Annotated in this window: 8 protein-coding genes; all 8 read left to right on the forward strand. The window is 50.8% G+C overall.

Going from position 1 to position 12,206, the window contains the following annotated elements:
• Nucleotides 1-3,812: acyl-CoA dehydratase activase-related protein (locus QVO97_RS07685; protein WP_288189336.1), on the forward strand; the 3,812-nt coding region annotated here is incomplete at its 5' end.
• A gap of 58 nt (nt 3,813-3,870) precedes the next feature.
• Entirely contained in the window at nt 3,871-5,163 is a 1,293-nt protein-coding gene (gene eno / locus QVO97_RS07690) for a phosphopyruvate hydratase (protein ID WP_022359762.1), read from the forward strand.
• A 441-nt stretch (nt 5,164-5,604) separates the two neighbouring features.
• Nucleotides 5,605-6,711, forward strand: coding sequence for a BMP family lipoprotein (locus QVO97_RS07695; RefSeq protein ID WP_022359763.1), 1,107 nt, complete (start codon nt 5,605-5,607; stop codon nt 6,709-6,711).
• A 139-nt stretch (nt 6,712-6,850) separates the two neighbouring features.
• Nucleotides 6,851-8,389, forward strand: coding sequence for an ABC transporter ATP-binding protein (locus QVO97_RS07700; RefSeq protein WP_022359764.1), 1,539 nt, complete (start codon nt 6,851-6,853; stop codon nt 8,387-8,389).
• Nucleotides 8,386-9,432: an ABC transporter permease gene (locus QVO97_RS07705; RefSeq protein ID WP_022359765.1), complete on the forward strand. Its 1,047-nt coding sequence runs from the start codon at nt 8,386-8,388 to the stop codon at nt 9,430-9,432. Before QVO97_RS07700 ends, QVO97_RS07705 begins: the two co-directional genes overlap by 4 nt.
• Nucleotides 9,429-10,379 carry an ABC transporter permease gene (locus QVO97_RS07710; RefSeq protein ID WP_022359766.1) on the forward strand — a complete coding sequence of 317 codons (951 nt, stop codon included), beginning with the start codon at nt 9,429-9,431 and terminating at the stop codon, nt 10,377-10,379. The genes QVO97_RS07705 and QVO97_RS07710 overlap by 4 nt, the downstream gene beginning before the upstream one ends.
• A 41-nt stretch (nt 10,380-10,420) precedes the next feature.
• Nucleotides 10,421-11,359, forward strand: a complete 939-nt coding sequence (locus QVO97_RS07715) for a nucleoside hydrolase (protein ID WP_022359767.1) — start codon at nt 10,421-10,423, stop codon at nt 11,357-11,359.
• A 31-nt stretch (nt 11,360-11,390) separates the two neighbouring features.
• On the forward strand, nt 11,391-12,206 hold an 816-nt coding region (locus QVO97_RS07720; RefSeq protein ID WP_288189340.1), incomplete at its 3' end, for a M20 family metallopeptidase.

Genomic DNA, 12,206 nt, shown 5'->3' on the forward strand with positions numbered 1-12,206 from the left:
TGCGTGCGGCGCGCGAGGAAGCAAAGAAACAAAGTGAAGCCGGAAATGGCGATGAGATGGCGGAGGGCACGTTCCGTTCCCGTCCATTTTTTGCCGATCAGGCGGCGCAGACGGAATTTCAGGAGAGACACAGACGCCCGGAACGAAAAACAGTATATCCGCAGTCAGGCAGTACGCTGCGGGCATATCTGGGTATTGATTCGGGCAGTACGACGACAAAATTTGTCCTGTTAGATGAGAATGAGGAACTTCTGGATTCCTTTTATGCGCCGAATCAAGGCGATCCGCTGACGGTGGCAAAGAAAGCACTGATTGCGATGCGGGAAAAGTATGCGTCCCACGGCGTGCGGCTGGAGATTTTGGCAGCCGGGACGACCGGTTATGGAGAAATGCTCTTTTCACGCGCATTTTCGGCCGAGACACACGCGGTTGAGACGGTGGCACATGCGCGTGCGGCGGCAAAATACACGCCGGATGCGACGTTTCTTCTGGACATCGGCGGTCAGGATATGAAGGCAATCTGGCTGGACAATGGCGTTATCACAAATATTGTCGTGAATGAAGCCTGCTCATCCGGCTGTGGGTCGTTTTTGGAAAATTTTGCATCCTCCCTGCATATTCCGGCGCGGGAGATTGCTGAAAAGGCATTTTCTTCGCAGCATCCGGCTGCGCTCGGAAGCCGCTGTACCGTCTTTATGACGAGCAGTATCGTGACGGAGCAGAGAAATGGAAAGCTGCCGGAGGACATCATGGCGGGGCTGTGCCGTTCGATCATTGAAAATGTATTTACAAAGGTTATCCGTGTGTCGAACCTGGATTCTCTGGGAAAGAGGATTGTCGTACAGGGCGGAACGTTTGAAAATGATGCGGTTCTCTGTGCGCTGGAACAGTATGTTGGCCGCCCGGTGATCCGGGCGCCGTATCCGGGCATTATGGGGGCGATCGGTGCGGCGCTTTTAGCGAAGGAAGAGACAAAGAGCCAGAAACAGCCGCATTTTATTGGTTTGGATCAAATGGAGTCCCTGACCTGGCAGCAGGAGGCGAACGTGCCGTGTCCGTTCTGTATGAACCATTGTCAGCGTGCGGTGGTGCGGTTTTCGAATGGAACCTCATGGATCACGAACAACCGTTGTGAGCGGGGCGAGATTCTTGGCGATCCGAAGGATGTGAAGGTGCGCGAGCGACTGAAAATAGCGTCCGAAAACCGGAATAAAGTGCCAAATCTCTATAAATTGCGGGAAGAACTCCTGTTTGCAGATTATCTGGATCAAGCGGAAGAGGGGGATGCATCGTCTGCAAAAAGTCATTCAGAGCGGGCAGCCGATAAGACTGGTCTTGTGCCGAAGGCTGTGTCTGATACTGTGCGGCGAAATATAACCATCGGTCTGCCGCGCGTCCTTGCTTTCTGGGATACGATGCCGTTCTGGACGACGTTCTGGCGTTCGCTGGGCTTTGAAATTCAGATTTCATCCCCGAGCACGCACAAGATGTTTGAGGAAGGCTTAAGCGCGGTAACTTCAGATACCGTCTGCTTTCCGGCAAAACTGGTGCACGGGCATATCCGCGATCTGGTAAAGAAGAAAGTGGATCGTATTTTTATGCCGTCGATTGCGGCGATCGGATCGGAAAATACGGAATCAACGAGCGAGTCCATGTGTGCAGTCGTGAAGGGATATCCGCTTGTGATTCGCAACTCGGATTCTCCGGAGAAACAGTGGGGTATTCCGTTTGATGCACCGTTATTTTACTGGTACAGGGAGGAAGATAAAGAACGTCAGCTTATTACATATATGGAACAGACATTTTCCATCCAGCCGTCGGAAACGAAAAAGGCGGTTCTTGCAGGAAATGATGCGATGCGGCAGTTCCGGAGCCGCCTGAAAGAGGCGGGAGCGAAGGTTCTGGAAGAGGTGGAAAAAGAGGGGCGCTATGCGGTGGTGCTGGCGTCAAGACCGTATCAGAACGATGCGCTTGTCAACCACAGCCTGCCGGAGCTTTTGACCGAGTTCGGCGTTCCGGTTCTGACGGCAGATTCCGTTCCGGGCATTGAAAATGTGGATTTAAGCCACAGCCGTCTGGATGTCGTAAACAATTACCACGCGCGGATGCTGGCGTCCGCGGTTCTGGCGGCACAGAGCCAGAATCTGGAATATGTCCAGTTTGTAAGCTTTGGATGTGGGCATGACGCATATTTGTCGGATGAGATCCAGCGTATGATGCGGGAAATCTCCGGAAAATCACCGCTGATCCTGAAACTTGACGAGAGCGAGGTACAGGGACCGCTGCGGATCAGGGTGCGTTCCTTCCTGGAGACGATCAACATGCGGCGGAAGAAGCGGGAGATGGCGGAGAGGCTGCAAAACCAGCCTGGAACAAGCCGGCAGGAGAATGCGGGCGGCGGAAATGAATGCGGGACGGCTGCGCTGGGACCAGACATTCAAAAATCCTGGCAGGTTCACGAACTTTCGGATCCATATCCGGTTAAATTTGAGGTGGATGACCGCAAGAAGCGCACGGTTCTGGTCCCGAACACCTCCCACGCGTTCTGCCGGATTATGTCGGCGGCGTTGAAGACACAGGGAATCCGGGCAGTTCCGCTGGCGGTCGGCAGGGAAGAGGCGATCCGCCTCGGAAAGCAGTATGTCCACAACGATATCTGTTTCCCGGCGCAGATTGTCATCGGCGAGGCGCTGGCAGCACTTCGGAGTGGTCAGTATGTGCCATCTGAGACGGCGATCGGTATGGGAAAATACATCGGTGACTGCCGCCTGACCCATTACGGTGCGCTGCTTCGCAAGGCGCTTGACGACGCCGGCTACCCGGAGGTGGCGATTCTGACGAACGATGACGTCGATTATCATGATCTGCATCCGGGCTTCCGGATGAACCTTATGTCGGCGATCCGTCTGGCGGGAGCGCTTCCGATGATCGATATTCTGGAAGAGCTGCTTCGCAAGATCCGCCCGTATGAGAAGGTTTCCGGAAGCAGCGATCAGGCATTTGATGAGGCGATGGATTTCGTCGTGGATGGTCTGGAGCAGCATGGGCTTTCAGGCGCTCTGCGAGGCTTTAAAAAGGCGATCCAGCGGATGAATGCGATCGAATATGACCGGAGCCAGCCGCGCCCGCGCGTCCTGATCGTCGGCGAGTATCTCCTCAATTTCCATCCGGGCGCGAATCATGAGATTGAGCGCTACCTGGAGAAAAATGGATTTGAGATTATCGAGGCGCGGATGACGGATGTTATCCGGAAAACGTATTTCTGCCAGGATGAGCAGATTCGGACGTATCATCTGAAAAAGCCGTTTGTCAAGAAAAACTGGTACCATGTGGCGAACCGGGTATTTGACGCTGCGCACGCGGCAGCGGATCGGATAGCGAAACAGCATCCGCTCTATACGCCTGTCTGCCGCCTGCCGGAACTGGTAAAGGAAAGTGACCCGATCATCCCGCACACCTTTGACGCGGGCGAGGGCGTGCTGATTCCGGGTGAGATCCTGCACCATGCGGAGCACGGCTGCCGGGCATTTGTGATTTTACAGCCATTTGGCTGTCTGCCAAACCATGTGGTAGGACGCGGCATCGTAAAAAAAATGCGGGAAATGTACCCGGACGCCCAGATCCTGCCGCTTGACTACGATCCGGATGTGAGCTTTGCCAATCTGGAAAACCGCCTGCAGATGCTGATTATGAATGTGAAAGAAAGAAGCGTGGACTCTGTTGCCCTGCCGGACGCGGGGCAGAGGAACCCCGTGGAGACTATGAATAGAAAACAGAAAAACGCCGATAATAAAAAGCAGAAAGTTTCCTGATTTCGGGTTAGACAAAAATAGAAATCACATAAGCCCACGCGGCGGAAAGGGACAAGCTATGAAACATCTGGAAATTGAAAAGGTGATTGGACGGGAGATTGTTGATTCGAGAGGAAATCCAACAGTGGAGGCGGAAGTTTATCTATCAGACGGAAGTATAGGACGCGGCGCGGCACCGAGCGGTGCATCGACTGGTGAATTTGAGGCTCTGGAGCTGCGCGACGGCGACAAGTCGCGTTTCGGCGGAAAGGGCGTACAGAAAGCAGTCCAGAATGTGAATACCGTGATTGCAGAGGTGTTAAGGGGCATGGATCCGGCGAACGTCTATGCAGTTGATAAAGCGATGATCGAGGCGGACGGAACCAAGGATAAATCCAAGCTGGGCGCGAATGCGATCCTGGCGGTTTCGATCGCGAACGCACGGGCAGCAGCCAATGCGTATGGTTTCCCGCTGTACCGTTTCCTCGGCGGTGTGTCTGGAAACCGTCTTCCGGTTCCGATGATGAACATTTTAAACGGCGGCGCGCATGCGGCAAACACCATCGATGTACAGGAGTTCATGATAATGCCGGTTGGAGCAGAGAGCTTTTGCGAGGGACTCCGCTGGTGTACCGAGGTGTTCCATGCACTGGCAGCATTGCTTAAAGAGCGCGGACTGGCAACCTCTGTCGGTGATGAGGGCGGTTTTGCACCGGATCTGGGAAGTGACGAAGAAGCAATCCAGTGCATCTTAGAGGCAGTGGAGAGAGCCGGATATAAGCCGGGCGAGAATTTTGTCCTGGCGATGGATGCGGCATCCAGTGAGTGGAAGAGCGGCAGGAAGGGCGAATACCTGCTTCCGAAGAGCGGCAAACACTTCACCTCCGAGGAGCTGATCGCACACTGGAAACAGCTCTGCGGGAAATACCCGATCGCCTCGATCGAGGATGGTCTGGACGAGGAGGATTGGGAAGGCTGGCAGAAGATGACCGCAGAACTCGGCGGACAGGTGCAGCTGGTCGGCGACGATCTGTTTGTAACAAATACCGAGCGCCTGGAAAAAGGTATTCGTCTCGGCTGCGGCAATTCGATCCTGATTAAGCTGAACCAGATTGGATCCGTCTCCGAGACACTGGAGGCAATCAAGATGGCACATAAGGCAGGTTACACGGCGATTGTATCCCACCGTTCCGGCGAGACCGAGGATACGACGATCGCAGATCTGGCGGTTGCGTTAAATACCTGCCAGATCAAGACGGGCGCACCGAGCCGGAGCGAGCGTGTGGCAAAATACAACCAGCTTCTGCGGATTGAGGAAGAGCTGGGAACCGGCGCACAGTATCCGGGGAAAGCGGCATTTAATAAAAAATAAGTTGTCTTTTTTACGGGATATCGTACAGACAAGCAATCTGTTACATTGCATAAAATGTGTGAATTGTTCCGAAAACTAATGCATTTCTTCGGAAACAGACAAAAATCATCTGGGAAAATGCTGGATGGCGTCGAGGCCAAGGAAAATAGAATACAACTTTGAAAGGGAATACGTTTTACCGTACAACTGGAACGGAGAGAAACGTATTCCTTTTTGTTTTGCATTAGACCAAAAAAGGAATATTGCTAAAAGTTTGACAATATTTTAAAAAATATTCGTTTTTTTACGAAATTTATTGACAAAACAGCGGGAGTAATTGTAAAATAACTGTAAAGCAAATATGAAAAGAGAATTTATTTTTTTTAAACGAATGGAAAAACGTTTTACCAAAGGAATGGTCCGGCGGATAACGTATTTCATATAAAAAAGGAGGATGAAAGAATGAGAAAAAGAACATTAAGCATTGTACTTGCAGCAGCAATGTGCGCCAGCTTAACAGCCTGCGGCGGTGGCGGAAGCACTGCTGAGACAACGGCAGCTGACAGCAGCAATACCGAGACGAAGGCAGCCGACGCTTCAGAGAAATCTGACAAACCGCTCCGTGTATGTGTTGTTTACACCGGAAACTTAGGTGATAAGAGCTACAATGACTCCTGTAACATGGGTGCACAGAAAGCAGTTGAGGATTTCGGCATCGAGCTTAAGAGTCTTGAGGGTACCACTGCTGAGGAGTGGAAAGCAAACCTGCTTCAGGCTTGTGATGATGGCTACGATTTAATTATCGGTGCTTCTTCTAACATCGCAGATTACATCACTGAGAATGCTTCCAGTTATCCGGATACCAAGTTCGCAGTTATCGATACAACCGTAGATCTGCCGAACGTTGAGTCTATCAGCTTTGCTCAGAATGAGGGCTCCTTCCTGGCAGGTGCAGCAGCAGCTATGTTTACCACCAAGACTGATATCCCGAATGTCAATGAAGATCATATCATCGGCTGGGTAGGCGGTATGGATATTCCGGTACTTCATGACTTCTATACAGGCTATGAGCAGGGTGCGAAGTACATCGATCCGGATATCAAGATTCTTCAGGCTTTTGCAGGAAGCTGGACGGATCCGTTAAAGGGCAAAGAGCTGACTTTAGCACAGTATGAGCAGGGCGCTGATATTGTCATGAACGTAGCATCCGGTACCGGTGTTGGTATTCTGGAAGGTGCAAAAGAAGCTGACAAATACGCAATCGGCGTTGACTTAAACCAGGATTCCGATCAGCCTGGACATATTCTTACTTCCATGGTTAAGAGAGTTGATAATGCCTGCTACCTGGTTATCCAGTCTGCAGTAGATGGAACCTTTGAGGGCGGCACAACTAAATATCTGGCACTGAAGGACGGCGGCGTCAGCCTGACTGATTTCTCTGTTATCAAAGAATCTCTGGGCGACAAATTCCCGCAGGATATCGTTGATAAGTGTGATGAGCTTGCCGAGAAGATCAAATCCGGCGAGATCGTAGTAGAAAACTATGAAGGATTTGGCCCAGAGGCATAATTGATAAAGACAAGGCCGGGAGCGAGTGAAACCTGGCGGCGAAGGGGGATCTGGATTCTTTCAGGTTCCCCTTCATTTTCAACAAAAATGTTTTTCTTGGAAAGAGCCGTCAGGCATTTCCGGACGAGAGGGTGATCGAATGAACGAATACGTAGTGGAGATGAAAGGAATTGTCAAAAATTTCGGACAGGTTCAGGCGGTAAAGCATGGCGAATTTACTCTGAAAAAAGGCGAGATCCATTCACTGATTGGTGAAAATGGAGCTGGTAAATCCACCATGATGAAGCTTCTGTACGGCATGTATCCCATTGACGAGGGCGAGATTATCGTCAAGGGGGAACCGATGGGAACCATCACACCGAAGATTGCAATTGAGCACGGTGTCGGCATGGTCCATCAGGAATTTATGCTGGTAAATGAGCTGACGGTTCTGGAGAATATTATTCTGGGATTTGAACCGAAAAAGGGATTGACAATTGACTTTGACAAGGCAAGAAAAGAAGTTAAAAAATATATTGAACAGTATCATATGGACGTGCAGCTGGATAAGAAGGTAAGCCAGATATCCGTTGGTGAGGCGCAGCGTGTCGAGATTATCAAGACATTGATGCGAGGTGCTGATATCATCATTTTGGATGAGCCTACAGCGGTTCTGACTCCTCAGGAGGCGGAACGTCTGTTTGAAATCCTGAACAATCTGAAACAGGATGGAAAATCCCTTGTCTTTATTTCTCATAAGCTGAATGAAGTTATGGCAATATCAGACCGCATCTCTGTGATGCGTCAGGGACAATATATGGGCACTGTTAATAAAGAGGAAACTTCTCCGCTGGATCTGACCAAACGAATGATCGGACGTGAAGTATTCTTAAACATTGATAAGGCTTATTCTGAGGCGGGAGATACGATTCTGGAGGTTCAGGATGTGTGGATTCCCAGCCAGAAGGAGACATCGAAGATCCGGGGCATGTCCCTGCATGTCAAGGCCGGTGAGATTGTCGGCGTGGCAGGTATCGATGGAAATGGACAGAGTGAGCTGGTTGAGGCGATCACCGGACTCCGCAAGGTAGAGAAGGGCAAGATCCTTCTTTGCGGCAAGGATATTACGAATCAGAGTCCGAGAAAAGTGAGAGAGAGCGGTCTTTCCCATATTCCGGAGGATCGAAATACAAGAGGTCTGAACCGTGCCATGACCATCGAGGAAAATCTGATCGCAGTCCGCCTGGATCAGCCTCCATTTACCAAGGGCATCATGATGAATAAATCAGGACAGGATACCTATGCAAAAGAAATGGTAGAACAGTTTGATATCCGCCCGGCGGATTATAATCTTCCTACATCCTCTTTATCCGGCGGCAATGCACAGAAGGTCGTAGTAGCCCGGGAGGTATCTCTTGGCAATAAGCTTCTGGTAGCATCCCAGCCTACCAGAGGTGTAGATATCGGTGCCATCGAGCTGATTCGTAATACACTGGAAAAGGCGAAAAAGGCAGGCGCCGGTGTCCTGCTGGTATCGGCAGAGCTGGAGGAGATTATCTCCCTTTCGGATCGTATCGTTGTTATCCATGAGGGCAAGATCACCGGCGAGATGCGTGCGGATGAGGCGAATGAGAACAATCTGGGTCTGCTTATGATGGGCGGTACAGACACAGGGAAGGACGGTGAAGCAGCAGTATGAATCAGACATTAAATGGTATTCGAAGGATTCTTATTACGATACTCGTTGCGATGGGTGTCGGTGCGCTGTTTATCGTAGCGATCGGGGAGAATCCGATTGATGCATATGCGGCGCTGTTCCGAGGTGCTTTTGACGGAGAGCTTCGTCTTGGTACAACCTTGGCAGGATTTACTCCGCTGCTGCTGACATCCATTGCTTTTGCAGTTGCAGCGAAAGCAGGCGCATTTAACGTAGGTGTTGAGGGCGAGGTTTTCTTGGGCGGTATCACAGCTGCTTATATCGGCATCAACTGGACCTTCCTTCCGAAGCCGGCTCTGTATGTGGCCTGCTTCGTAGGTGCTATGGTGGTAGCAGCTGCCTGGGCCTTTATTCCGGCGGTTCTGCGTGCCTATTATAATGTAAATGAAGTATGTACCACCATTTTGATGAACACAGTAGCCCTTTATATCACATCTTATCTGGTCAGCGGACCTATGAGTGCCGGTACTGCTAATGCTCAGTCCCTGCCGGTTACGGTAAGACTGTATCAGTTTATGAAACCCAGCAGTGTCAACGTTGGTATTTTCATCGCAGCCATCACCGTGATTGTGATTATTTTTATGCTTCAGAAAAGCAGCTGGGGCTACAAGATCCGTACCGTCGGCCTGAATCCGACCCATGCGGATTATGTGGGAATTGATTCCAAAAAGGTATTTGTCGGTGCTATGATGCTTTCCGGTATGTTAGGCGGCATGGCAGGCTGCATCGAGGTTCTGGGTGTTCACGGATATTTCCTGAACAACTTCGCAACTGGACTTGGAAGCAATGGTATGCTGGCAGCTCTGATTGTGAAGAACAACATGGTTTCAACTCCATTTATGGCATTTTTCCTGGCAGTTTTAAAATCAGGTGCTATGGGAATGCAGCAGTCAACCGGTGTACCAAAATCGCTGGTTGATACCATTACAGCAGTTTTCATTATCATAGCGACCATGGAGACTGCATTCCAGTTTACAAAGAAACGTAAAAAGAAAACGGAGGAGAAGAAGGAGGAGAAGGCATGAATGCGATAATGCAGAATTTTGATAAAATCTTTAATGCGTCGCTGATTTATGCAACGTTTCGTTCAGCGACTCCGATCATCTTTGCCGCTCTTTGTGCGGCAATCACCCAGCAGGCCAATATCTTAAATATCGGTACTGAGGGTATCATGCTGGTAGGTGCTTTTACAGCAGTAGCGGTCAGCTACTTTACCGGAAGCTGGCTGTTAGGTATCATCGCGGCGATGATCGCGGGTGCTGTGATTGCGATGATCATGGCGGTCGGTCATATCCGTTATAATTCTGAGATCTGTGCGATCGGTATGGGTATCAACTTGCTGGCGCTGGCGCTCACAAAATTCATGGTAAATGCGATCTTCCACAGCACCGGCAGCTTTTCCAGCCCGGACATCAAAGCAATTCCACGTGTGTCGCTCGGATTTTTAGACAATCTGCCGGTGGTTGGCGACCTGTTTAACAACTGGTGTGTGACCGAGTGGTTTGCCATCGTTTTGATTATTCTGCTTCAGTTCTTCTTTTATAAGACTGTATGGGGACTGCGTCTGCGTGCGGTGGGGCAGTTTCCGGAAGCAGCCAAGACGGCAGGTATTAAGGTAAATGCAATCAAATATCAGGCGATGCTGCTTTCTGGTCTCATCGGTGGTCTGGCAGGTGCACATCTTTCCCTGGGATACAGTACTCAGTTTATCGAGAACATGACCAATAACCGTGGTTTCATGGGCGTTGCAGCCATGTATTTCGGCGGCGCGAACCCGGTTCTGACCACACTGGGCTGTCTGCTCTTTGGATTTTCAGATTCCGTCGGTGCCCGCCTCCAGGCATATGGCATTCCATCCCAGTTCGTTCTGATGATGCCGTATATCGTGACCATCGCGGTACTGGCAATTTCCATGATTGCGAAGATATCAGCCAACAAGAAGAGAGAATCTTCCCTGCATGTGGGAAGCTGATGATGAAGAAAGATAAAACACTATAAGGAGGACATAATCAGATGGAAAAGACAAAAATTATTCTTGACTGCGATCCGGGACATGATGACGCGGTCGCGATCACGCTGGCGGCGAACAGTGACAAGATCGATCTGTTAGGTATTACAGTCGTAGCAGGCAACCAGACGCTGGAGAAAACGCAGATTAATGCGAGAAATGTGTGCCAGTGGCTCGGTGTGGATGTGCCAGTGTATGCGGGCTGCGGACAGCCGATGGTGCGTGAAAAAATGATAGCGGGCGATATCCACGGTGAAACAGGGCTGGATGGTCCGGTTTTCCCGCCGCTGACAAAAGAATTAGAGAAAGAGCATGCAGTCAATTTCATCATCAAAACCCTGATGGAGTCCGACGGCGATATCACGATGGTGACAACCGGTCCGATGACCAATCTGGCGATGGCGATGCGGATGGAACCGGCGATTATTCCGAAGATCAAACAGATCGTCCTGATGGGAGGCGCGTATACCAATGGTAACGTAACTCCAGCGGCAGAGTTCAATATCATCGCCGATGCGGATGCAGCATATGTATGCTTTACCAGCGGACGCCCAATCACGATGATGGGTCTGGATGTTACCCGCAAGGTACTGTGCTATCCGGAGATCGTTGACCGGATGGAGAAGATCGGCAATAAGGCATCCAAGCTCTTTGCGGATCTGATGCGCTTCTTCTGCAAGACCCAGAAAGAGGTATTTGGCTGGGAAGGCGGACCTCTGCACGATCCGGTTACGATCGCATGGCTGATTGATCCGAGCGTTGTGACCCTGAAACCGATGCATGTGGACATTGACATCCGCAGCGTCCAGTCCTACGGACGTACCAACTGCGATTTCTTCGGTTACGGCGGACAGGAGCCGACTGCAAACGTAGCGATCGATATCGATGCGGCGAAGTTCTGGGATATCGTTGAGGCAGGGCTGAGAAGATACAGCGAGGCATAGTTATAATACTTGTGTTCGGAGGCAGATATAGATGAGAGACCTGAAAGAAGTTTTAGAGCAGAACAAAGAGAAATATATCGAAGAACTCAAGAATCTGGTGGGAATTGATACCCATGACTTAGGGCACGGAATCGACGGTGGTCTGGAGAAACAGGGACAGGAGTATATGGTAAACCTGTTTGAATCGATGGGAGCCGACGAGATCACGGTGGATCCGATGGATGAGGCTGTGATTCAGGAAAGCTACAAAAAGCACCAGGAAGGAAACCTGGGGCACAACCAGACCGACCGTGCCAATGTCTATGCGACATTTAAAGGAAAACAGGGCGGAAAAAGCCTGTTATTTAACGGTCATATTGACGTTATGCCGGCGGAGATGGAAGACGGCTGGACGAACCCGCCGTTTGAGCCGGTAATTCGGGATGGCAAGATGTACGGACGCGGCTGCACGGATATGAAGGGCGGTCTGATGGCATCGGTGATGGCGGTAAAGCTTTTGCAGGATGCCGGGTATGAGCTGCCGGGCGATGTGACAATTACCTCCGTGTGTGACGAGGAAGGCGGAGGCAATGGCTCGATCCAGGCGGTAATGCGCGGTCTGAAAGCCGACGGCGTTGTCAACTGCGAGCCGACCGACGATACCCTGATTCTGGCGCATATGGGCTGGGTATTCTTTAAGGTTGATTTTGAAGGAAAAGCGTGCCATTCCGGTGCAAAAGCCGAGGGCGTCAGCGCGATCGAGAAGGCGATCAAAGTAATTCAGGGGTTAAATGAGATGGAGCACCGCTGGCTTCTGACGATCCGCCACCGCCTGCTTCCGCCGCCGAGCTTAAATATCGGCGTGATC

The organism is Clostridium sp. CAG:43 (genome assembly GCF_000434655.1).
Taxonomy (GTDB): Bacteria; Bacillota; Clostridia; order Lachnospirales; family Lachnospiraceae; genus Otoolea; species Otoolea fessa.

What these genes read in the sequence shown, in the direction of transcription:
- eno (WP_022359762.1), top strand. Translation starts at nt 3,871, where the DNA reads ATGAAACATCTGGAAATTGAAAAGGTGATTGGACGGGAGATTGTTGAT.
- QVO97_RS07695 (WP_022359763.1), top strand. Translation starts at nt 5,605, where the DNA reads ATGAGAAAAAGAACATTAAGCATTGTACTTGCAGCAGCAATGTGCGCC.
- QVO97_RS07700 (WP_022359764.1), top strand. Translation starts at nt 6,851, where the DNA reads ATGAACGAATACGTAGTGGAGATGAAAGGAATTGTCAAAAATTTCGGA.
- QVO97_RS07705 (WP_022359765.1), top strand. Translation starts at nt 8,386, where the DNA reads ATGAATCAGACATTAAATGGTATTCGAAGGATTCTTATTACGATACTC.
- QVO97_RS07710 (WP_022359766.1), top strand. Translation starts at nt 9,429, where the DNA reads ATGAATGCGATAATGCAGAATTTTGATAAAATCTTTAATGCGTCGCTG.
- QVO97_RS07715 (WP_022359767.1), top strand. Translation starts at nt 10,421, where the DNA reads ATGGAAAAGACAAAAATTATTCTTGACTGCGATCCGGGACATGATGAC.